This window comes from Massilia sp. DD77 (genome assembly GCF_036961685.1).
Taxonomy (GTDB): domain Bacteria; phylum Pseudomonadota; class Gammaproteobacteria; order Burkholderiales; family Burkholderiaceae_D; genus Telluria.
Window position 1 is genome coordinate 179,836 of record NZ_JBAMDH010000002.1, and the last position, 22,435, is coordinate 202,270.

At 66.2% G+C, this 22,435-nt stretch carries 19 protein-coding genes, 1 pseudogene and 1 riboswitch; of the genes and pseudogenes, 13 read left to right on the forward strand and 7 right to left on the reverse strand.

Features of this window, described 5'->3' with window-relative positions; genetic code table 11:
- Positions 1 to 51 precede the first annotated feature (51 nt).
- Positions 52 to 597 carry a 5-formyltetrahydrofolate cyclo-ligase gene (locus V7778_RS01905; RefSeq protein WP_335551659.1) on the forward strand — a complete coding sequence of 182 codons (546 nt, stop codon included), beginning with the start codon at positions 52 to 54 and terminating at the stop codon, positions 595 to 597.
- 113 nt (positions 598 to 710) lie between these two features.
- Here V7778_RS01905 and metF read toward each other — a convergent pair whose 3' ends face one another.
- From metF to ahcY, 3 genes are all read right to left on the reverse strand, one after another.
- Positions 711 to 1,541 (reverse strand): methylenetetrahydrofolate reductase [NAD(P)H], encoded by an 831-nt coding sequence (metF, locus tag V7778_RS01910; RefSeq protein ID WP_335551660.1) that lies wholly within the window; start codon positions 1,539 to 1,541, stop codon positions 711 to 713.
- Positions 1,528 to 1,884 carry a phage holin family protein gene (locus tag V7778_RS01915; RefSeq protein WP_335551661.1) on the reverse strand — a complete coding sequence of 119 codons (357 nt, stop codon included), beginning with the start codon at positions 1,882 to 1,884 and terminating at the stop codon, positions 1,528 to 1,530. The genes metF and V7778_RS01915 overlap by 14 nt, the downstream gene beginning before the upstream one ends.
- A 113-nt stretch (positions 1,885 to 1,997) precedes the next feature.
- Positions 1,998 to 3,410, reverse strand: a complete 1,413-nt coding sequence (gene ahcY, locus V7778_RS01920) for an adenosylhomocysteinase (protein ID WP_335551662.1) — start codon at positions 3,408 to 3,410, stop codon at positions 1,998 to 2,000.
- Positions 3,411 to 3,439: 29 nt separating this feature from the next.
- A riboswitch (S-adenosyl-L-homocysteine riboswitch) is annotated at positions 3,440 to 3,509 on the reverse strand.
- A gap of 191 nt (positions 3,510 to 3,700) precedes the next feature.
- On the opposite strand from ahcY, the gene V7778_RS01925 reads away from it, so the two are divergent.
- Positions 3,701 to 5,407, forward strand: a complete 1,707-nt coding sequence (locus tag V7778_RS01925; RefSeq protein WP_335551663.1) for a putative bifunctional diguanylate cyclase/phosphodiesterase — start codon at positions 3,701 to 3,703, stop codon at positions 5,405 to 5,407.
- A 235-nt stretch (positions 5,408 to 5,642) separates the two neighbouring features.
- On the opposite strand, the gene metK is transcribed toward V7778_RS01925, so the two are convergent.
- Positions 5,643 to 6,806, reverse strand: a complete 1,164-nt coding sequence (metK, locus tag V7778_RS01930) for a methionine adenosyltransferase (protein WP_335551664.1) — start codon at positions 6,804 to 6,806, stop codon at positions 5,643 to 5,645.
- A gap of 146 nt (positions 6,807 to 6,952) precedes the next feature.
- Between metK and V7778_RS01935 the strand changes: the two genes are divergently transcribed.
- The 3 genes from V7778_RS01935 to dapF are packed head-to-tail and all read left to right on the forward strand — an operon-like array spanning position 6,953 to position 9,568.
- The gene (locus V7778_RS01935; protein ID WP_335551665.1) at positions 6,953 to 7,840 is read left to right on the forward strand and encodes a lysophospholipid acyltransferase family protein; all 888 of its coding nucleotides are present in this window, start codon (positions 6,953 to 6,955) and stop codon (positions 7,838 to 7,840) included.
- Positions 7,837 to 8,697 (forward strand): LpxL/LpxP family acyltransferase, encoded by an 861-nt coding sequence (locus tag V7778_RS01940; protein ID WP_335551666.1) that lies wholly within the window; start codon positions 7,837 to 7,839, stop codon positions 8,695 to 8,697. The genes V7778_RS01935 and V7778_RS01940 overlap by 4 nt, the downstream gene beginning before the upstream one ends.
- 19 nt (positions 8,698 to 8,716) lie before the next feature.
- On the forward strand, positions 8,717 to 9,568 hold the full coding sequence (dapF, locus tag V7778_RS01945) for a diaminopimelate epimerase (RefSeq protein WP_335551667.1): 852 nt from the start codon (positions 8,717 to 8,719) through the stop codon (positions 9,566 to 9,568).
- An 18-nt stretch (positions 9,569 to 9,586) separates the two neighbouring features.
- Here the strand turns inward: dapF and V7778_RS01950 are convergent, their stop codons facing one another.
- Positions 9,587 to 11,398, reverse strand: coding sequence for a tetratricopeptide repeat protein (locus V7778_RS01950; protein ID WP_335551668.1), 1,812 nt, complete (start codon positions 11,396 to 11,398; stop codon positions 9,587 to 9,589).
- A 569-nt stretch (positions 11,399 to 11,967) separates the two neighbouring features.
- Between V7778_RS01950 and V7778_RS01955 the strand changes: the two genes are divergently transcribed.
- The 4 genes from V7778_RS01955 to V7778_RS01970 all read left to right on the forward strand — a co-directional run bounded on the left by V7778_RS01955 (position 11,968) and on the right by V7778_RS01970 (position 16,297).
- Entirely contained in the window at positions 11,968 to 13,017 is a 1,050-nt protein-coding gene (locus V7778_RS01955; RefSeq protein WP_335551669.1) for a porin, read from the forward strand.
- Between the two features lie 218 nt (positions 13,018 to 13,235).
- Complete coding sequence (locus V7778_RS01960) at positions 13,236 to 14,531, forward strand: porin (RefSeq protein WP_335551670.1); 1,296 nt, start codon at positions 13,236 to 13,238, stop codon at positions 14,529 to 14,531.
- Positions 14,532 to 14,666: 135 nt separating this feature from the next.
- The gene (locus V7778_RS01965; protein ID WP_211522152.1) at positions 14,667 to 15,332 is read left to right on the forward strand and encodes a DUF484 family protein; all 666 of its coding nucleotides are present in this window, start codon (positions 14,667 to 14,669) and stop codon (positions 15,330 to 15,332) included.
- 23 nt (positions 15,333 to 15,355) lie between these two features.
- A complete protein-coding gene (locus V7778_RS01970; RefSeq protein WP_335551671.1) occupies positions 15,356 to 16,297 on the forward strand; it encodes a tyrosine recombinase XerC in 942 nt (313 codons plus the stop codon).
- A 6-nt stretch (positions 16,298 to 16,303) separates the two neighbouring features.
- Here the strand turns inward: V7778_RS01970 and V7778_RS01975 are convergent, their stop codons facing one another.
- Positions 16,304 to 17,626: a hypothetical protein gene (locus tag V7778_RS01975; protein WP_335551672.1), complete on the reverse strand. Its 1,323-nt coding sequence runs from the start codon at positions 17,624 to 17,626 to the stop codon at positions 16,304 to 16,306.
- Between the two features lies 1 nt (position 17,627).
- Entirely contained in the window at positions 17,628 to 18,350 is a 723-nt protein-coding gene (locus V7778_RS01980) for an autoinducer binding domain-containing protein (RefSeq protein WP_335551673.1), read from the reverse strand.
- Between the two features lie 134 nt (positions 18,351 to 18,484).
- Between V7778_RS01980 and V7778_RS01985 the strand changes: the two genes are divergently transcribed.
- The 4 genes and pseudogenes from V7778_RS01985 to V7778_RS02000 all read left to right on the forward strand — a co-directional run.
- Positions 18,485 to 19,708 carry an alpha/beta fold hydrolase gene (locus V7778_RS01985; protein ID WP_335551674.1) on the forward strand — a complete coding sequence of 408 codons (1,224 nt, stop codon included), beginning with the start codon at positions 18,485 to 18,487 and terminating at the stop codon, positions 19,706 to 19,708.
- Between the two features lie 146 nt (positions 19,709 to 19,854).
- Positions 19,855 to 20,913 (forward strand): CobW family GTP-binding protein, encoded by a 1,059-nt coding sequence (locus tag V7778_RS01990; RefSeq protein ID WP_335551675.1) that lies wholly within the window; start codon positions 19,855 to 19,857, stop codon positions 20,911 to 20,913.
- Positions 20,914 to 21,109: 196 nt separating this feature from the next.
- Positions 21,110 to 21,559 (forward strand): RNA polymerase-binding protein DksA, encoded by a 450-nt coding sequence (gene dksA / locus V7778_RS01995; protein WP_026354555.1) that lies wholly within the window; start codon positions 21,110 to 21,112, stop codon positions 21,557 to 21,559.
- A gap of 196 nt (positions 21,560 to 21,755) precedes the next feature.
- A pseudogene (locus tag V7778_RS02000) lies at positions 21,756 to 22,435 on the forward strand (STAS domain-containing protein); the annotation flags it as partial.

The window sequence follows — 22,435 nt, forward strand, 5'->3', positions numbered from 1 at the left end:
GCATCCAGCGCTCTGCCAGACGGCACCGAGCTCATCACAAGCGCTGATGACTTGCTGCAACAAGACAAATCCGCCCTGCGCAGCGCGCTCAAGGCCCGCCGCCGCGCCATCGACCACGCCACCAAGCTCGCCTGGGACGACCGCATCGGCGCCCAGGTCCTGGCCTGGTGGCGGGCCCATCCCCAGGCGATGCTGGGGGTGTACTGGCCGCTGGCGGGCGAGCCGGACTTGCGTCCAGCCTACGCGGAATTGGCGCAGGCAGGCGTACGGCTGGCGCTGCCGGTCGTGCTGGCGCGCGACGCGGCGCTCGGGTTTGCCGAATGGATACCGGGGGAGCCGACCGTGAACGACCGGCTGGGCGTGGCGGTGCCGGCCGAGCTGCGCCTCGTGGCCAGGCCGCCGGCGCTGCTGGTGCCCTGCCTGGGATTCAATGCGCAGGGATACCGGCTGGGGTATGGGGGCGGGTTTTACGACCGCACGCTCGAGGCGCAGCCAAGGCCGCGGACCTTGGGGATCGCGTATGCCTGCCAGCTGGCGGAATTCGCGGGCGACGTGCATGACGTACCGCTGGATCGGGTGATTACCGAGGAAACGTGATCGACCGGTGCCGTCACGGGTGCGCGAGAGCGAGTTGAACGCGTCGGCGGCATAGCCGCCAACCCTACCGTAGGGTCGTCAGGCCCCCCGCCGACGCGTTCGAGCGACGGGTATTACTTCACCAGCCGCTGCCAGATCGCGGTGGTCGCCACCGCCTGGTTCATGCTGTAGAAATGCAGGCCCGGTGCGCCGCCGGCGAGCAAGCGCTCGCACAGCGCCGTCACCACGTCCAGGCCGAAGGCCTTGATCGAGGCGCTGTCGTCGCCGTAGCTGGCCAGCTTCAGGCGCACCCAGCGCGGGATCTCGGCGCCGCACATGTCCGAGAAACGCATCAGCTGCGTATAGTTCGTGATCGGCATGATGCCCGCCACCACCGGCACATCGACGCCCAGCTTGCGTGCGTTGTCGACGAACTGGAAATAGGCGTCGGCATTATAAAAGTACTGGGTGATCGCCGCATTCGCGCCGGCTTGCACCTTGCGCGCGAAGTTCTGCAAATCGTCCTGGGGCGAACGGGCCTGCGGGTGCATCTCGGGATAGGCCGCGACCTCGATGTGGAACCAGTCGCCGGTCTCCTGGCGGATGAATTCCACCAGCTCGTTCGCGTAGCGGAACTCGCCGGCGCCGCCGTAGCCGCTCGGCAGGTCGCCGCGCAGGGCCACCAGGCGGCGGATGCCATGCTCCTGGAACTGCTTGAGGATGGCGCGGATCGAGTCGCGGTCGCCGCCGATGCAGGACAGGTGAGGCGCCGCCTCATGGCCTTCCTGCTGGATCTCGAGCACGGTCTGCAGGGTGCCGGCCTGGGTGCTGCCGCCGGCGCCGAAGGTCACCGAAAAATACTTGGGCTGGAGCCCGGCCAGCTTCTGGCGCGTGGCGCGCAGCTTTTCCGCGCCCTCTGCCGTCTTGGGCGGGAAGAACTCGATACTGAAATTAGGAGTTTCCATCTTTGTCTGAGAGGAGCAAGGTTGAAAGCGCCCACGAAATGATGCTGTACAAGATGGCCGCCACGAAGGCCGACCAGAAACCCGCCACCTCGAAGCCCTCGATCCAGTGCGCCACCAGCCAGAACAGCAAGGCGTTGATCACCAGGATGAACAGGCCCATCGACACCAGGGTCACCGGCAAGGTCAGCACCACCAGCACGGGACGGATCAGGGTATTGACCAGCCCCAGCACCAGCGCGGCGATGAAGGCCGTGCTCACATTGGTGATCTGGACGGAGTCCATCAGGAACGGCAGGGCCATGAGGGCGGCGGCATTGATCAGCCAGGTCAGGAGCAGGCGCATCGGGCATCGCTTTCGTGGTACGCGGACGTGCGGGGGCACGCCCGGCTTGGGGAAGACGCCAGGCCGCGACAACAGCATGCGGCCTGGCGTGGCGGTACAGCGGAGCTACCGGATCAGTAGCGGTAGTGCTCCGGCTTGTACGGGCCTTCCTTGCTCACCGAAATATAGGCAGCTTGCTCTTCGGTCAGTTCGGTCAGCTGCGCGTTGAGCTTCTTGAGCTGCAGGCGCGCCACTTTTTCGTCCAGTTTCTTGGGCAGCGTGTAGACGCCGACCGGGTATTGCGCGGTGTTGCTGAACAGTTCGATCTGGGCGATGGTCTGGTTCGCGAACGACGAGCTCATCACGTAGGACGGGTGGCCCGTGCCGCAACCCAGGTTCACCAGGCGGCCTTCGGCCAGCAGGATGATGCGCTTGCCGTCCGGGAAGATCACGTGATCGACTTGCGGCTTGATGTTGTCCCACTCGTACTTCTTGAGCGCGGCGACTTCGATTTCGTTGTCGAAGTGGCCGATGTTGCAGACGATCGCCTGGTCCTTCATCTTGAGCATGTGCTGCTCGGTGATGACGTGGTAGTTGCCGGTGCAGGTGACGAAGATGTCGCCGTGTTCGGCGGCGTAGTCCATGGTCACGACACGGTAGCCTTCCATCGCGGCCTGCAGGGCGCAGATCGGATCGATCTCGGTGACCCAGACCTGGGCCGACAGTGCGCGCATGGCCTGGGCCGAGCCCTTGCCCACGTCGCCGTAGCCGGCGATGACGGCGATCTTGCCGGCGACCATGACGTCGGTGGCGCGCTTGATGCCGTCCACCAGCGATTCGCGGCAGCCGTACAGGTTGTCGAACTTCGACTTGGTGACCGAGTCGTTGACGTTGATCGCCGGGAAGGCCAGCTTGCCGTCCTGGTGCATCTGGTACAGGCGGTGCACGCCGGTGGTGGTCTCTTCAGTGACGCCCTTGATGCATGGCAGGCGCTTCGAGTACCAGGCCGGATCGCGCGCGAGGCGGCCCTTGATGGCGTTGAACAGGCAGATCTCTTCGTCCGAACCCGGCTTGTCCAGCACCGAGATGTCCTTTTCCGCGCGCACGCCCAGGTGCAGCAGCAGGGTGGCGTCGCCGCCGTCGTCCAGGATCATGTTGGCGTGGTTGTCCGCCGGCCATTCGAAGATGCGGTGGGTGTATTCCCAGTATTCGTCCAGGGTTTCGCCCTTGACGGCGAACACCGGGGTGCCGACCGAGGCGATGGCGGCGGCGGCGTGGTCCTGGGTCGAATAGATATTGCACGAGGCCCAGCGCACTTGCGCGCCCAGGGCTTCCAGGGTGCGGATCAGGACCGCGGTCTGGATGGTCATGTGCAGGGAACCGGCGATGCGCGCGCCCTTCAGCGGCTGGGCCGCGGCGTATTCCTCGCGGATCGCCATCAGGCCCGGCATTTCGGTTTCGGCGATGCGGATTTCCTTCTCGCCCCAGGATGCCAGGGAGATGTCGGCGACGAGATAATCGGGGGATTCTTTGAGTACGGCGCTCATCACGCCCTCCTTTCAATGTTTAGAAAAAAGTAACGTGAGCGCAGTTCTTGATGTCCGAGCCTGGCGAAAACTGGTTTCGTCGCAACGCTCCTCGGCCCGCCAGTTTAGCATCGGACGGCCCTGCTGTCATCTTGCTTGTCGGGTTGGCGCACGCGCCGACGCTCGCAAAAGACACCGGACGCCAAGGCGCCCGATGTTCGTCTCGGAGGCGAATGCGTCTAGAATGGGGTGATCCCACCGTTTGCGCACGAGCGGTGCCTTGAGCGGCGATGCGAACGGAAGGTTGAACCATGGAAAACCAGACTGACTCTTGTCCGCCCCGCCCGTCGGATGCCGGCGCCAGACAGCCTACTGCGGCTCACCTTGGCGAGATGCTTGATAGCCTGAGCGACGGATTCATGTCCTTGGACCGATCGTGGCGCTTCACCTACCTCAACCATACAGCTGAACGATACTTGCAGCAGCAACGGGAAAACCTGCTTGGACGCGAAATATGGCAGTGTTTTCCGGAGTTGGCAGACTCCCACTATGGTCGCGTTTATCGGCAGACTGCGGCAACTGGACAGCCTGGCCGGCACACCGACTATTACGCGCCGCTCAGCACTTGGTTCGAGGTGCGCGCATTTGCCCACGACGATGGCATCACCGTGCTTTTTCGCGACGTCACATGCGACCACCAGCACGAGGCGCAGCTGGAATTCGAAGCCAACCACGATTACTTGACGGGATTGCCCAACCGGCGCAAGTGCATGGAAGTGTTGTCACGCGCGGTCGCCGAGGCTGCTTGCTCGGGCTTTATGCCTGGCGCTCCCCTGGCGGTGCTGTTGATCGACCTGGACCATTTCAAGGAAGTCAACGACGCCTTCGGTCATGCGGCCGGCGATGGGCTGCTGTGCGACTTTACGAATAGGCTGCTCGCGATTCTCAACCCTGAGGTCTTCGCCGCGCGCGTAGGGGGCGATAAGTTCATTATCTTGTTACGCAATACGACTGAAAGCGCAGCGGAAGCGCTCGGGCACGCGGTGCTGAGGGAGTTCGCAACGCCATTCGAAGCAGGCGGACGATCTGTCTCCCTGTCCGCCAGCATTGGCATCGCGCTGCTGAGAGAAGCATCGGAATCAGCCGAGACGCTGCTGAGTCATGCTGACACGGCCATGTACGCAGCGAAGTCATCTGGTCGGTTTCGGGTGCGCATGTTCGACGAAGCACTCGACCGGGGCATGCGTGACCGTCTTGCTTTGCGCATGGATCTTCGTGGGGCGTTTGCCGCGAAGCAGTTCGAGCTTCATTTTCAGCCACAGATAGCACTCGCAGACGCTTCCCCAGTCGGCGCCGAGGCGCTGCTTCGCTGGCGCCATCCTGAACGCGGCTTGCTCGCGCCGGGCGTATTCCTGGATGTGTTACTGGACTCGCCCTACGAAGAAACCCTCGTCGACTGGCTGCTCGATGAAGTTTGCGAGCATATCGAGGCATGGCGACGCCTGGGGATGCGCAATCTGCGGATCAGCGTCAATTTGTCGGCTCGACAACTCCTGGCTGCGGGACTGGTCGATAAAATTCTCCGTATCGCGGAGGCTCATGGCGTCTCCCCCGCAATGCTCGACGTCGAAGTCACGGAGGACTCCCTGGTTACCGATATCGAAAAGGCAACCTCGGTTCTTGCCGCGCTGAAGCAAGCTGGCATATCCACATCGCTGGACGATTTCGGCTCTGGATATTCCAGTCTCGGCTACCTGGTTCGATTGCCTATCGACACGCTGAAGATCGACAGGTCGTTCGTCCAGGCGCTGCTCGTTTCAGAGAAGGCATCGGCCGTCATCCGGGGCATTGTCGGTCTCGCCCGGTCTCTGGGCATGAAAACGGTCGCGGAAGGCGTCGAGAACGAGCTCCAGGTCGCGGAGCTGAAGGACGCCGGATGCGATGTCATTCAGGGCTATCTCATCAGCCGCCCGCTCGAACCGGATGCCTTCGCGGAATTCATGCCGCGCCTGTCATAGTGTGCCGACAAAGCGAGTTGGCCACCAGTCTCGTCAACCTATGTCAGGCTGGCGAAACACTCGAACCCATGCGGTGCCAGCTGAGTTGCATAGCCCAGGTCAAGGTGAAGAGCCATAATTAAAAACGGATTCACGTTGGACGTGAATCCGTTTTATCCCAAGCCGCCGGCAGGTCGATGCCTTAAGTGACAGGCATCACCCCGCAGGGCGCACTGGACAGTCCGCAGTCCGGAAATTACAGACCGGCTTCCGCGCGCAGCAGCGCCGCCTTGTCGGTGCGCTCCCAGGTGAATTCCGGCTCTTCGCGGCCGAAGTGGCCGTAGGCCGCGGTCTTGGCGTAGATCGGGCGCAGCAGGTCGAGCATCTGCACGATGCCTTTCGGGCGCAGGTCGAAGTGTTCCATCACCAGCTGGGCGATCTTCTCGTCCGGGATCACGCCCGTGCCTTCGGTGTACACGGTGATGTTGATCGGGCGCGCCACGCCGATGGCGTAGCTGACCTGCACCTGGCACTGGCGCGCCAGGCCGGCGGCGACCACGTTCTTCGCCACGTAGCGGGCGGCGTAGGCTGCCGAACGGTCGACCTTGGACGGGTCCTTGCCCGAGAACGCGCCGCCGCCGTGCGGGGCTGCGCCGCCGTAGGTGTCGACGATGATCTTGCGGCCGGTCAGGCCGCAGTCGCCCTGCGGGCCGCCGATGACGAAGCGGCCGGTCGGGTTGACCAGGAACTTGGTGCCGTCCAGCCATTCGCGCGGCAGGACCGGCTTGATGATCTCTTCGATGACGGCTTCCTGGATCTGCGAGTGGCTGATCTCGGGTGCGTGCTGGGTCGACAGGACCACGGTGTCGACGGCCACCGGGCGGCCGTTCACGTAGCGCAGGGTGACCTGCGACTTGGCGTCCGGGCGCAGCCACGGCAGGCGGCCATCCTTGCGCAGCTGCGACTGGCGCTCGACCAGGCGGTGCGAATAATAAATCGCAGCCGGCATCAGTTCCGGGGTTTCGTCGCAGGCGTAGCCGAACATCAGGCCCTGGTCGCCCGCACCCTGGTCGAGGTCGATGCCGGCGCCTTCGTCCACGCCCTGGGCGATGTCGGGCGACTGCTTGTCGTAGGCGACCAGCACGGCGCAGCCCTTGTAGTCGATGCCGTACTCGGTGTTGTCGTAGCCGATGCGCTTGATGGTGTTGCGCGCGACCTGAATATAATCGACGTTGGCGTGGGTCGTGATTTCGCCGGCCAGCACCACCAGGCCGGTGTTGCACAGGGTTTCGGCAGCGACGCGCGCGCGCGGATCCTGTTCCAGGATGGCGTCGAGGATGGCGTCGGAGATCTGGTCGGCGACCTTGTCGGGGTGGCCTTCGGAGACGGATTCGGAAGTAAAGAGGTAGTCGTTGGACATTGGGGCTCCAAGTTACTGGTCAAAAAACTGCCGCAGCAACTCGTGCCTGCGACGCTTTAGCGACATTTATATTCCGCTTCGCAAGTTGTCATTAACTCGGCGGATCCTGCATAAAGTGGTATTTTACGCTCCTTGTGAATTTTGGTGTGGAAACTCGCACACCTTTCAACCTGATCAAACGCATGCTAGTCGTCCTCTTCCGTATCCTGTCCGTGTTTCCCTTGCCAGCCCTGCATGCCCTGGGTGCGGCGCTGGGCTGGCTCGTCTATGGGCTGTCGCCCTCCTACCGGCGCCGGCTGCGCGCCAACCTGCGCCAGGCCGGCTATGAGGCCCACTGGCGCGCGGCCGTCTCCGAAGCCGGCAAGGCGATCGTCGAGCTGGCTTTCGTGTGGTGCGCCAAGCCGGAACGTGTTGCACGTCATGCATCGGTCGAGAACTGGGAACTGGTCCAGGCCAGGCTGGACGCCGGCCGCGGGATTGTGTTCCTGACGCCACACCTCGGCTGTTTCGAGATGACCGCCCAGCAGATCGCGCTGCACACCGCCCTGACGGTCATGTACCGGCCGCCGCGCAAGAGCGCGCTCAAGCCGCTGGTCGAAGGCGCCCGCGCGCGCCACAACCTGCACCTGGCCCCGGCCACCCTGGCCGGTGTGCGCATCCTGGCCAAGACCCTCAAAAGCGGCCAGCCGATCGGCATCCTGCCCGACCAGGTGCCGCAGGAAGGCGAAGGCGCCTGGGCGCCCTGGTTCGGCCGCAACGCCTATACCATGACCCTCCCGGCCAAGCTGGCCCAGCTGGGCAAGGCCGACATCCTGCTGGTCTATGCCGAACGCCGGCCGCACGGCGCCGGCTATACGGTGCGCTTCGTGCCCTTCGAGGGGGAGCTGTCGGGCACCCCGGCCGAGCAGGCCGCGGCCATCAACCGCGCGATGGAGCAACTGATCGCGCGCTGCCCGGCCCAGTATTTCTGGAGCTACAACCGCTACAAGCAGCCGGAAGGCGTGGCGGCGCCGGACGCCGAGGTGGCGCCATGAGAGCCCTGATCTTCGTCATGTGGCTGCTGCACTTCCTCCCGCTCCCCATCCTGGGGCGCCTGGGCGAGGCGGTCGGCAGCCTGATGTTCCTGATCCTCGGCAAGCGCCGCCACATCGCCCTGACCAACCTGCGCCTGTGCATGCCGGAGCTGGACGAGGCCCAGCGCCGCGACATCGCACACCGCCATTTCCGCGCGTATGCACGCAGCATTTTCGAGCGCTCGATCCTGTGGTGGGCGCCGGAGGAGCGCGTGCGCAGCCTGATCCGGGTCGAGCCGGCGGTGCCCCAGGCCGAGATGGAAGCCGGCCCCACCATCCTGCTGTGCCCGCACTTCGTGTGCCTGGACGTGGCCGGCGTGGCCGCGCGCGTGATCCCCGTGTGCAGCATGTACGTGCCGCAGAAAAACGAGTCCTTCGACAAGCTGCTGCGCCACGGACGCGAACGCTACGGCCCGGTGCGCCTGGTGACGCGCAAGGAAGGCATCAAGCCTATCCTGCGCGCCCTGCGCGACGGCCTGCCCTACTTCATGCTGCCGGACATGGACTTCGGCGAGAAGGATGCCGAGTTCGTGCCCTTCTTCGGCATCCCGGCCGCCACCCTCACGGCCATGGGCCGCATCGCGGCCACCACCGGCGCCAAGGTGATCCCGGTGATCGCTACCTACCTGCCGAATTACCAGGGCTGGCGTGTGGTGTTCTACCCTTCGTGGGAGAATTACCCCGGCGAGGACATGATCGCGGCGACGCGCCGCATGAATGCCTTCATCGAGGACCGTGTGCGCGAAGCGCCGGAGCAATACTTCTGGACCCACAAGCGTTTCAAGACCCGCCCGCCGGGCGAGCCTTCGCTTTACTGAGTAATCACACCACGCTGCCATGAAACTGACATTCACCAAGATGCACGGCGCAGGCAACGATTTCATCGTGGTCGACGCCATCAACCAGGACGTCTCGCTGAGCACCGAACAATGGCGCCGCCTGGCCGACCGCCGCTTCGGCATCGGCGCCGACCAGATCCTGATCGTCGAGCGTCCGAGCGAGCCGGGGGTGGATTTCCGCTACCGCATCTTCAACAACGACGGCAGCGAAGTCGAACAGTGCGGCAACGGCTCGCGCGCCTTCGTGCGCTTCGTGGTCGACAAGGGCTTGAGCCGGGAGCGCAGCATCCGCGTCCAGACCATGTCGGGCATCATCAACCCGCGCATGGAAGACGACGGCAGCATCACCGTGGACATGGGCGCGCCGCGCCTGGAACCGGGCGAGGTGCCCTTCGATACCGCCGGCCTGGCCGGCTGGGCCGAAGGCGAGGACACCCTGTGGCCGCTGCCGGTACAGGGGAAGACCGTGTTCGTGTCGGTGGTCTCGATGGGCAATCCGCATGCGGTGCAGGTGGTCGACGACGTCGACAGCGCTCCCGTGGCCCAGAACGGCCCGCTGATCGAAACCCACCCGCGCTTCCCGAAACGGGTCAACGCCGGCTACATGCAGGTGCTGGACCGCCATCACATCCGCCTGCGCGTGTTCGAGCGCGGCGCGGGCGAGACCCTGGCCTGCGGCACCGGCGCCTGCGCGGCGGTGGTGGCCGGCATCCGCCGCGGCCTGCTCGATTCGCCGGTACGCGTGTCGGCGCGGGGCGGCGAGCTGAGCATCGCATGGGCGGGACCGGGCCAGCCGGTCTACCTCAGCGGTCCGGCGGTGACCGTGTTCGAAGGCGAAGTCGAGATCTGACGTCCCTGGCGCCGGCGCTCAGGCCGCCAGGCCGATGTCGGCCGTCCCGCCAGGCGCTCCTGTGTCCGAAGATCCTGCCCCGGGCGTTTCTGTAGGCGACGTCCCGGCGGGCGTCCCTGCCCCGGATACCGGCCGGCCGGGCGCCTCGTCCTCCTCGCCTGCCGCCGCCGTTCCCAGCACGGTACGCAAGCGGTACAGGCGCTGGCGGTAATTTCCTTCGGGCCCGGACGGTCCGCAATCGACGTGGTCGAACATGCGCACGATGCGGTCGAGCGCCAGGCGCTCCGCGCCCGGTTCGACCAGCACCAGGCGGCGCTTGCTGCGCCCATAGCTGGCGCGGATATCGATCACCAGGCAATGCCCCTGGTCGGCCGCCTTCACGTCCAGCAGCAGGGCTTCGGCGCGCGTCAGCCCGAACAGGGCGGCCAGCTCGAGCCTGGCGCTCAGCAGCGGATGGGCCTGCTGCAGGACGCTGCGCGCCGCGCCGGTGCGCGCCGCCAGCAGGGCGCCGGTTTCCGTGTACAGGGGCGTGGCCGGACGCGGTGCGATGCGCGCCAGCAGCGCGCCGGCCTCGCTCGAACCCTGGGCCGCCGCCTTCTGCAGCCAGTAGGCCGCCCGCACGTCGTTGTTCTCGTTCTCGCGCCGCGCGCGCCAGGCGTTGTGGCCGCATTCGAGCTGGGCCTCGCGGTAACCCATCTCGGCCGCCCGCTCCAGGTATTTTTGCGCATCGGCGATATTGCGCTGGGAGAATTCCGGCTTGATAAAGATACGCGACAGCGCATACCAGGCTTCGGCCAGGCCCTGCTCGCCGGCCAGGGTCAGCCAGCGGATCGCCTTCTTGAAATTGGCCGGGCCGTGCCAGGCCGGGCCGCGCCAGGCCGGGGCGCTGCGCTCCCCTCCCTTGCCGCCGGCGATCCGGCGGCCGTCGACCTGCATCCGGGCGCAGCGCAAGCCCATCGCCAGCTGGGCATGGCGGTCATGCTCGGCCGCCGCCAGTTCCCAGAAGCAGTCGGGTTCGTCCGCGCCCGGCGCCAGGCCATGTGTGCCGCCGCCATCGAGCAGGCGGGCGCAGCGCGACAGCAAGGCGATCTCGTCGGGCGCGAAGCGCCGCAGCTCGCCCTGCTCGGCCCGGAGCTGCACCAGCTCGCGCGCCAGCGGCAGCGCGCGCTCCAGGTAATCCCGGGCCTGGCCGGTGTCCCAGGCCTGCTCGAGCATCACGTACTGGGCGGCCCCCACGCCATTGCCGGCGGCGCGCTGCAGCCAGCTGGACGGCGCGCCCGCGTCGCGCGGCGCCGGGGCGGACATGGCGGCGGCCGTGGGAGAGGACGTGGGAGCGGCCGGGCGCAGCGCGGAAACGGGCGCAGCGGGCACGGATGCCGGGGCGGGAACCGTGGCGGGCGCACCGGACACCGGGCCCTGCTGCTGGGCCAGCAGCCACTGCGCATGGGCGAACCCGGCGCGCGCGGCGTCCTGCAACGCGCGCAAGGCCTTGGCGCGGGCATCCGGCGGGGCGGCAGAGCCGGCGTCCAGCACCAGCTGGGCGAACACCAGTCCGGCATGGACGCTGCCGTCGTCATAGGCGCGTTGGTACCAGGACAGCAGCTCCGGGCCGTTGCGCTGGGCCAGTTCAAACGGAATATGATTGCCGATCAATTGCCACGCAGGGGCGCAGTCCTGCTTCGCGGCCCGCTCCAGCCAGTGCAGGGCGGTCGGCAGGCTCTGCGGCAGTCCGGTGCTGCCGAACAGGTAGAGCTTGCCCAGCTCGAGCTGGGCGGCAGCCTGCCCGGCCCGGGCGTTGCGGATGATCGCCAGTTCTTCGCGGTTAGCCATTGTTCGAATAAACCATCGGTAAGTCAGGTCGGCAAAAGCACAGCGGCGACGCACAACAGCAGACTAGGGCGCGAGCCAGGCCGGCTCGGCGGAAAAGTTGCCAATATACAAGGTATTGACAAACTGCGTCGCCACGCACGGGGATGTGGGCAGAGTCTAAGCCGTGGCCGGGTCCGATTCGTTTCAAGCCATGGCATTGTTTGCGCCTCCGCAAACGCTGAAAACCGGGCTGGGCTGTAGTAGCCGGGAGGGCGACAGGGGCGCGCGAAGTCGGCAAGCTGGGCCGGCGAGACCGAGCGCGCCGGGCCGTTCGGTCTCACGCCGGGCATCCGCCGGCTGACGCGCGCCCCACCATTCATGCCGCTGCAAATGTGTTACATCCTGAATGACGCACGTTTCAAAAAAACAACAGCACAATTGGATTTATTGGCTTTCCACCAAGTGCGCCCGCCATAATTGACCAATCAGTCAATCTTGTCGCAGGAAACTATTAAGGTGCACGCATCCGAGGATTCAGCACATGTCTCAATGCTCAGGATGAAGCGTAACTTAATCAAGGAACACGAATAATGAAGAAATCCCTCCTGGCCGCCGCACTGCTTGGCGCGTTCGCCGGCGCGGCCCACGCGCAAACCTCGGTACAGATCTACGGCAACCTCGATGCCGGCATCGTCAAGCGTACCGGCCAGTCCCTGAACATCGGCAAGCGCGCCGCCAACACCCTGGGATTCAAAGGCACTGAAGAGCTGGGCAACGGCCTGAAGGCGCTGTTCCAGCTCGAAATCCGCTACGAGCCGGACACCGGCACCCTCGAAGTGGGCGGCAACGGCGTGCAGCGCCAGCTGTTCCAGGGCCAGAGCCGCGTCGGCCTGCAAGGCGACTTCGGCATGCTGCGCATCGGCCGCGGCCTGACCCCGTACCACGAAACCATCGGCGCCTTCGAGCCCTTCCACGCGCTGCCCTCGCCTTCCGGTTTCTACACCGACCTGAGCGTCGCCGGCTACACCTCGCAGCCACTGGACCCGTCGGGCGCCTCGCATAACCGCTGGAGCAACGCCGTCTGGTACAACTCGCCGATCGTCAGCGGCTTCCAGCTGAACACCGCGATCGCCACCAAGGAAAACACCGGCGGCGCAGCCGTGATCGGCCGCGGCACCGCGGCCGCGCCGCAATACCCGGTCGGTGCCGAAGCCTCGGCCAACCCGTTCTCGGTCAGCGCGACCTACAACAACGGCCCGGCGGCCTTCATGGCCGGCTACGAGCGCAACGCGATCGAATCGAAAGTCTGGTCGATCGGCGCGTCGGTCAACGCCACCCCGGAACTGAAGCTGATGGGGACCTACAGCAAGCAGGACCAGGAGCACAACCGCATCCTCAACGCCGACACCAAGTCGTGGGTGCTGGGCGCCAACTACAGCATGGGTCCGGGCAAGTTCCTGGCCGGCTATGGTCAAAAGGACACCGACGGCCTGCAGAAGGTCAAGCAGTTCTCGCTGGGCTACGAGTACAGCCTGTCGAAACGCACCTACCTGTACGTGGACGCATCGCGCAAGAAGGGCATGAGCGCCGTGCCGTCGACCGTGAACCACTACGACGTGGGCATCAACCACTCGTTCTAAGCGCCAAGCGGCTGCTGTCCGCCGCGCCAGACCAGGGGGCGGACGTGGGAAACCATGTCCGCCTTTGTCGTTTACCTCGCTCCTTGTAGTGTTTTCACAACGAGAAGCCGACTTCATCAACTTTCCGCACGAGCGTTCTGTACAGGGCGCAAGACGGATGGCATATTGGCAAGGTGAGTTAAAGCAACTCGCTAGCCAAGAACATAAACGGAGACCCAATGAAGAAGAGCCTCATCGCCGCCCTGCTCGGCGCCACCTTTGCCACTTCCGCCCTGGCCCAGTCCAGCGTCCAGATCTATGGCATCGCCGACGCCGGCGTGATGTTCCAGAAAGGCGGCCCGACCAAGATCTACAGCGGCGGCGCCGACGGTTCGCGCATCGGCTTCAAGGGTACTGAAGACCTGGGCAACGGCTTCAAGGCGATGTTCAACCTGGAAGCACGCGTCGAGCTCGACACCGGCACCCAGCAGCCGACCCTGATGAACGACAATCCGGGCCGCTACCTGCTGCGCGGCATGAATGCCATGCCCCTCCCGGCACCCGTCCGCGACCGCCTGCTGACCGGCCTGCAGGCCGCCATCCAGCCGCCTGGCGGCCCGGCCGTCAACCAGGAACGCGCGCTGTTCGACCGCATGGCGATGGTTGGCCTGGTCACCCCGGTCGGCGCCTTCCTGATCGGCCGCATGTACACCCCGGGCTATGAAGTCTTCAACATGGCCGACACCTTCGAGTCGGGCACCGCGGGCACCTGGGGCCATGTGACCGGCGGCACCGCCGGCTTCACCGCCCTGAGCGCCGATATCCGCTCGCAGGAATCGGTCCAGTACCGCATCGCCCTGCCGAACGGCATCGGCGCCGCGCTGATGTACGGCGGCAAGGGTTCGGGCTACCTGGGCCGCTACAATAAGTTCCGCGCCGGCCACGTGACCTATAAGGCCAACGGCTTCGATGTCGGCGTCGGCTACAACCACGGCTATGACCGCCAGGACCGTCCGAGCCTGCGCACCACCACCGTGGGCGGCTCCTACACCCTGAACGAGTGGAAGATCTTCGCCGGCTTCCACAGCCAGCGCAACACCAACTCGGCCCTGCTGCCCGACTACCTGGCCGGCTGGGACAGCGTCGTGGTGCCGCAGTTGACCGCCGGTGGCGTTCCTGCCGCCAACCAGACCGCGCTGCGCGCCTTCTTCTCGCGCACCATCGCCGCCAACACCGTGCAGGACGCGAACAGCTACCAGTTCGGCCTGCACTACAAGATCGGCAGCGGCCGCGTCATGGCCTCGTACGCGCACCAGAACGACCGTACCGCGTCGAACAGCGACGCCAACCTGTTCGCGATCGGCTACGACCACTTCCTGTCCAAGCGCACCGACCTGTACACCGTGGTCGCCAACATCAAGAACAAGAACGAAGCCCAGTACGCTCCTGGCACCGCCGGCAACCCGGGCGGCTTCACCAAGGGCCCGGGCGAAGACGGCCGCGCGCTGCAAGTCGGCATCCGTCACCGCTTCTGATACGCCGTACCTGGGGCGGGCGCAAGCCCGCCGTCCGAAAGACGCCTGCGGGCGTCTTTTTTCTTGCCCGGGCGTTTCGCCGTCCGGCTCGGGTAAAATGCCCCCTTGCACCTACTTAATCCACCGAAGATTTACATGACCACCGCCACCCTGGACTCCAGCGCCGTCGCGCAATACCTGATCGACCATCCGCAGTTCTTCGAGGAGCACGCCGGCCTGCTGGGCGAGGTCAAACTGTCCAGCCCGCTGACCGGCCGCGCCGTGTCGCTGCAGGAGCGCCAGATGGAAGTCATGCGCGACAAATACCGCGCCCTCGAACTGCGCCTGGCCGAGCTGACCCGCCGCGCCGAGGAAAACGCCGCCATCGCCAACCGCTTCCACGCCTGGACCCAGGCCCTGCTGGTGTCGAAGGGCGGCGCGGCGATGGCGCGCGACCTGGCCGAGGGCCTGCGCATCCACTTCTCGGTGCCCCAGGTGAGCTTGCGCCTGTGGAACGTGGCGCCGGACCATGCCGGCGAGTGGTTCACCGGCGGCGTGTCGGACGATGCGCGCATCTTCGCCAACAGCCTGCGCGCGCCCTACTGCGGCCCCAACAACGACTTCGAAGCGGTGCGCTGGCTGGACGACCCGTCCGCCGTGCGCTCGACCGTGATGCTGCCCCTGGGCCAGCCGGGCCAGACCTTCGGCATGCTGGTGCTGGGCTCGCCCGATCCGGACCGCTTCACCACCGTGATGGGGACCGAGTTCCTGGTCCACATCGCCGCCACCGCCAGCACCGCGCTGGCCCCGCTGCGCGCCTGAGCCGCGCCCAAGGCAAGGACAGCATGAGCGCGCCGGCCGACGCCACCGACTGGGCCGCGCGTTATCTGGGCGAACTGTCCACCCAGCGCCAGCTGTCGCCGCACACCGTCGAGGCCTACCGGCGCGACCTCCACGAACTCGGCCGGCTGGCCGGCCACAGCGACTGGCCGCGCCTGACCCATTTCGACATCCGCCGCTTCGCGGCCAAGCTGCATGCCGGCGGCCAGTCGGCGCGCTCGATCGCGCGCAAGCTCTCGGGCTGGCGCGGCTTCTATGAATGGCTGGCGCGCCACGTGGCGCTGCCGGCCAACCCGGTCGAGGGCGTGCGCGCCCCGAAACGTCCCAAGACCCTGCCCAAGGCATTGGCGGTGGACGCCGCCGTGCAGCTGATGGAAGCCAATGTCCACGGCTACCCGGAACCCTTCGAGCTGTGTAACCGTGCCATGTTCGAGCTGCTGTATTCGAGCGGACTGCGGGTATCGGAACTGAGCGGCCTGGACCTGGCCTACACGGAAGCGCAAGCCGGCCAGGCGGCCTCGCTCGGCTGGCTGGACCGCGAAGCGGGCGAGGTGGTCGTTACCGGCAAGGGCGGCAAGATGCGCCGGGTGCCGGTCGGCGGCCCCGCGCGCGCGGCGCTCGACGCCTGGCTGGCGGTGCGCCCCGGCGCGCGCGACGGCAGCGCCGCCTTGTTTTTATCGGCGCGCGCCACCCGCATCACGCCGCGCGTGGTGCAGCAGCGCCTCAAGCAGCACGCCCTGCGCGCCGGCAGCCCGGTACACGTGCATCCGCACGTGCTGCGCCACTCCTTCGCCTCGCACCTGCTCCAATCCTCGGGCGACCTGCGTGCGGTGCAGGAATTGCTCGGGCATGCCAGCATCACCTCGACCCAGGTCTACACCTCGCTCGACTTCCAGCACCTGGCGGCGGTGTATGACCGCGCCCATCCGCGCGCCAAGTCCAAGTAGCCGGCGTCAAGCCTGCCGGGCGGTCGCGATCCGGATAAGCTCCAGCAAGGCAAGGATGTTCCTGTAGGCGTTGCGGCAGAAATCGCGATCGGCATCGTCGTCGACCCAGGCAAAGGGATGCGCGGCTTCCTGGTACGCCTTCAGCTTGCCGTTCTGGACCAGCGCGGCCAGAAAACCGTTTGCATATTCGGGTTTGACGGGTTTGAAGGCGTCGAATTTTTCGTGCGGAACGGCGTGCGCAACGATGCCGAGCAGCCCCAGTTCCGCCAGCAGCAGATAGGCGTAGCAGCGGAGGGTTTCGCGGCCGGTCTGCATTTCCCGGATGGCGGCCGGGGTCGGCATGCCCGCATACGCGCTGTCGGCGGAACCGGTGTCGGTATTGATGAGCGTGTTCTCGACCAGCAGGTCGATGTCCGGCAAGGAGGCCAGGTCCAGCAGGGTATCGACCTGGGCAAGTACCCGGGTGATCGTGGCGGCGAAGCTGTCCTCGATGGCGCCAGGCTCGGCCCGCAACAGCTTGGCATGCATGAACATGGCCGCGCAGTATTGGACGAGCAGGGCTTCCACGCTCAGCATGTCGCGGTAACTCTTGTGCTGCAACTCCTGGAAGCGTTTGTGCGACTGCGCGGCATCGCGCAGCAGCTCGTCGGTCCGGTCGAAAAACGCCGACATGGACAGGCTTTCCTGGCCCGGAATCTCGATCTCGCCCGCGATCGCATCGACCTCCGGCGGCAGGGGCGCGGCCATGGTCTCCAAGGTCACATCCGTCCAGGGCGTGCCCTGGCACAGCAGATACAGGTCCAGCGGCAGCACGTCCTTGTCGGCAAGTTCGCTCAAGGGCATGCCGGCCGAGCGGTAGGCATGCGCCACCAGCCGCGAGCAGAACTGGGTCGTGTCGGTGTCCCTGGCTTTCTTGAAATAAGTGGCGAAGCTGTATTTCTGCTGCATATAGCGGATGCCCGCCCTGGCCACCTGGCCCCCCGTCGCCGCCGGCAGGCCGGAGCGCCGGAACACCTGGTAGCTGGTCGAGGCGAAGTCCAGGGCATCGGTCACGACTTCCAGCGCCACTGTCTTGCCGTCGGCGTGGATGATGAGCCCATCGCCCGCGCCCAGCATGACGTGCGAGTACTTGCGCACCCTTGCTGCCAGCCCCAGCCGCTTCGACCTGCGTAGTTTCGCCAGCACATGCTGCCCTTGGACATTGGCCAGCTGCTTCAGCCAGGACCAGCCCGAGGCCTTGGGAAGCACAAAGATGATGTCCCCCGCCTGGATCGACAGGGGATCGAATTTCGCTTGTGCCTGCGCTTGCGCTTGTACGGGTGGTGCCATCTCAGAGCAGGCCCAGCAAGGCGGCCTTGACCACGGCGGCGGTCTTGTTGGCCGCGCCCAGCTTAAGCAGGGCGTTCGCCACGTGGAAGTTCACCGTGCGTTCCGACAGGCCCAGGATGATGGCGGCCTCGCTCGAGGTCTTGCCGTCCGCCATCCAGCGCAGCACTTCGGCTTCGCGCACGCTGAGCGGGGCTTGCGGCCGCTTCTGTCCCTGCAGCCGGACCATGGCTTCGTGCGCCGCGTGCGCCAGCCAGATCATGTCGCGTTCGCTGCGCGCCAGCTCGGTGTCGGAAAGCCGCTCGTGCGAGCGGGCCAGGGTCAGCATGCCGGCGCTGCCGTCGGCCGCACGCGAGGACTGGGCCCAGCCGATGCGCAGCTGGTGGCCGCGCGCTTCCTCCCAGAGCGGGCGGGCGCCGGCGAACAGGGGCTCGCTCCACACCAGGGGATCGAGCGAGGCGACGCCGTGCGCCACCGTGGGGTCGACCTCCAGGTAGCCGGCGGCGGCATAGCGGGCCTGCCAAGCCTGCGGGTAATTGTTCACCATCACGGTGGCCGGATTCGACAGCGGCAGCGGCAGGCGCATGCCGTAGGCGCAGTAGTCGAAACCGAGCTCGCGCGCCGCCGCGGCCAGGACGGCGAGCAGGCCGTCGGCATCGCGCGCCCGCGCCATTCCTTCCAGGTGGCGGCCGCGCCAGCCGGTCACTGCCTCTCCCATCACTGCCATCGCGTCTCCTGTCCGTCTGCTGTTGCGGCTGTTATTTTTGACAGTTTCGAGTCCGGTCCCCGCTTCCTACAATGGACCTCGCCGTCGGATTGTCGCCCCTGGCGGCAACGGCGGCAACGATTTCCGGAGTCTTCATGCATCTTGCATTTCCGCGCCGTCCCGGCGCCGCCGTCCTGCTGTGCGCCTTGATGGCGGCAGCCCTTCCCGCCCCCGCCCAGGACCAGATCAAGGTCGGCGACTACCAGGTCCAGATGGCGACGCTCGGCACGGGGCGCTATACCGTCCTCCTCGAGGCCGGTTTCGGGCGCGACCTCACGGTCTGGCGGCGCGTGGCCCCGGCGCTGGCGGATGCGGCGATCGTGGTCGCCTACTCGCGTGCCGGACTCGGCCGCTCCGATGCGCGCCCTGGCCCGGTCGACCTGGCCGCCCGCACCCGCGAGCTGGAGCAGCTGGTTGCCACGGCCAAGCTGCAGCCACCCTTCATCCTGGTCGGACATTCCTATGGCGCCTTCCTGATCCGCAGCTACGCCGCGCGCCATCCGGAGCAGGTGGCCGGCATGGTCTTCGTCGACCCCAGCCACGAACGCTTCGAGCTCGAGCTGCGCAAGCTCGACGCGTCCCGGGTCGACAGCGACAACCGCGCCATCGAAGGCTTCACGCCCCCTGCCATGCGGGCCGAGCTGCGCAGCGTGCAGGCGATCCTGGAACGCGGCGAACTGGGCACGCCAGGGCGGCTGCCGGACGTCCCGGTCGCCGTCCTGACCTCGGTCCAGCAGCGCGAGGCGCCCCAGCTGTTCCTGGAAACGCCGGCCGCGGTCAAGGTCTGGCGCGGGCTGCACGACAGCCTGTTCCGCGAGTTCAGCAGCGGCAGCCACGTGGTCACGCCCGACAGCGGCCACAATATCCACCTGGAGCAGCCCGAACTGGTCGTGAGCGCCGTGCGCCAGGTGATCGCCACCGCCGGCGCCCGGGAGGCGAAGCGCAAACTGGCGCAGGCGCGCGCGGACTTGTTCCAGCGCCTTGCCGAGGATGGCGCCGACGTCGGCGCGGCCCTGGCCGCGAGCGGCTTCGACGAGGCCGAGCGCAACCGCATCGCCTACGAGCTGCTCGGCCCGCGCAAGCAGGTGCAGCTGGCGGTGCGGGTCATGCGGGCGAATGCCGAACGCTTTGCCGATTCGGCGAATGCCCAGGACAGCTATGGCGAAGGCTTGCTGGCCACCGGGCAGGCGGGCGCCGCCAAGGCGCAGTTCCAGAAGGCCCTTGCGCTGGCAGAGGCCCAGGGCAAGGCAGGTAAAGCCCTGGCCGGCTACCGCGGCAACCTGGACAAGGCCGAGCGGGCACTGGCGGCCTCTCCTTGACCCGCGCCTCGCTCGGAAGGGTCGCTTGAGCTTTATCAAGCGCTCAGACGGTTGATGGTGGTCTTGCAGGAATTGCGGCATAATCCCCCGATTCTCCTGTCCACCCCGGACCTCCATCCCGGACCCTTCTGAACGAGTAGCGAACCATGGACCTGATTCCCAGCACCATCCTGACCGGCTTCCTCGGCGCGGGCAAAACCACCCTGCTCAACCGCATCCTGCAGGAAGAGCACGGCATGCGCATCGCCGTCATCGAGAACGAATTCGGCCAGGAGAACATCGACAACGAGATCCTGGTGCAGGACACGGGCGAGCAGATCGTGGAAATGAACAACGGCTGCATCTGCTGCACCGTGCGCGGCGACCTGATCGTGGCGCTGACCAATTTGGCCCAGAAGCGCGCCGCCGGCGAGATCAGCTTCGACCGCGTGGTCATCGAAACCACCGGCCTGGCCAATCCCGGCCCGGTGGCCCAGACCTTCTTCGTGGACGAGGAAGTGGGCGCTAACTACCTGCTCGACGCCGTGGTCACCGTGGTCGACGCGCGCCATGCGATGGACCAGCTGGACCGGCACGAGGAAGCCCAGCGCCAGGTCGGCTTCGCGGACAAGATCCTGCTCTCGAAAACCGACCTGGTCGATGCGGCGGCCGTCGATGCGCTCAAGGCGCGCCTGCACCGCATGAACCCGCGCGCCCCGATCTCGACCAGCGACTTCGGCCGCGCGCCGATCGCGGACGTGCTCGACCTGCGCGGCTTCAACCTGAACGACAAGCTGGAACTCGACCCCGACTTCCTGCGCGTCGAGGAAGGCCACGACCATGGCCACGAGCACGACCATGCGCACTGCGGCCACGACCACGCCCACGGCGAGGCCTGCGCCCACGATCACCACCACAGCCACCATACTGACGACATCGCCGCCTTCGTGTTCAAGAGCGAGCGCGCCTTTGACCCGGAACGCCTGGAACAGTTCCTTGGCAGCCTGGTGCAGGTCTTCGGGCCGCAAATGCTGCGCTACAAGGGCGTGCTGCGCATGCAGGGCGTCGACCGCAAGGTGGTGTTCCAGGGCGTGCACCAGATCATGGGCAGCGATGTAGGGCCGAAATGGGGCGAAAACGAGACACCTGCCAGCAAAATGGTGTTTATTGGCAAAAATTTACCAAAGGACGTTTTTATCAGCGGCCTCGAACAATGTTTGGTATAAACTACATCAGTTTTACTGGTAACCCACGGTCTGCCTGACACCTGCCCCAGGAGTTGGCAAGCAGTTCGCGGCCACCAGAGAGAAGGGATGGCGCTCGACGCCATCAAGGCAGCTGCTCCCCGCGCACGCCAGCCGCAAGGGGGCGTCACGGCTGAGCAAGCTGATACAATGAAACCTCTGTCGTATCGAAGGCATCATGACTAAAACAACGAAACCGAATACCGCGCAACCCGAAGAACGCCTCCTGACGGAAGAAGAGATTCGGGCGATGAGCGACGACGACTACATGAATCCGGCCCAGCTGGCATTTTTCAAGAATCGCCTGCAGGAGCTCGAGAAGGAACTGCTGAAGAACGCCGGAGAAACCACCGAACACCTGCGCGAAACCGTGCTGGTACCGGATCCGGCCGACCGGGCGACGATCGAGGAAGAGCACGCCCTGGAACTGCGCACCCGCGACCGCGAGCGCAAGCTGCTCAAGAAAGTGCAGCAGTCGCTGCAATCCATCGAGGCCGGCGAGTACGGCTGGTGCGAAGAAACCGGCGAGCCGATCGGCATTCCACGCCTGATCGCCCGTCCGACCGCGACGCTGTCGCTGGAAGCCCAGCAGCGCCGCGAACTCAAGCAAAAGCTCTACGGCGACTGACCCACTTGTCGCTCCACGAAAAAAGCATGCGGCTACCCTCGCATGCTTTTTTTGTTTGTACGGTCCCCTTCATCAAGCGTGCATACTTTTGTGTCCCTTCGGATACACTACCTGCCGCCGCGTGTGCGCAGCACGCGGGCATCCGCTCCGTGCTACCGTTTTGCACGGACGGGCTGGCTAAGGGATCACGGTAAGCATGGGGCTTTTTTCCTTCCTGAAGAGAAAGAACGACGATGCGGGCGCAGGCCTCCTGGCGCCCGAGACCCGGCTGCGCGCCGGCGAACCCTCGCGCCTGGGCAGCGAAGCCGAGCGCGAGCGCCAGCGCGAGATCGCGCGCGCCACCGCCGCCAAGATCGACGAGATCGAGCTCGAGATGGCGTCCAGCATCTTCAACGACGAGCCCGACTGGGGCAGCGGCGCCCGCCGCCCGGCCGCCACGGCAGCCGCCTTCGACGGCCCGGCCGAACCCGAGGAAGCCCCCGAGCCGGCGGCCGCGCCCGCCAGCGCCCCGGCGGTCGAGGAAAGCGCCATCCTGTACGCCAATGGCCAGGCGCCGCTGGCCGAGCAGCTGCTGCGCGACAGCCTGGCCACCCTGGGGCGCCACGAGCGCCTGCCGTGGTGGATGCTGTTCGACCTGTACCAGGCCACCGGCCGCGAGCAGGAATTCGAGAGCATCGCGATCGACTACGCCAGCCACTTCGAGACCTCGCCTCCCGCCTGGCAGCCGCTGCTGCCTGCGCCCGCGCCGGATCCTGCCCGCCAGGCGCCGGCCCTGGCCGCCGCCGAACGCTTCGGCGCCGTGCTGGACGCGGGCGTGGCGCCCAGCCTGGCGCCTTTCTCTTCTCCCCACCTTACGCTGCCGACGAATTCCGTCCG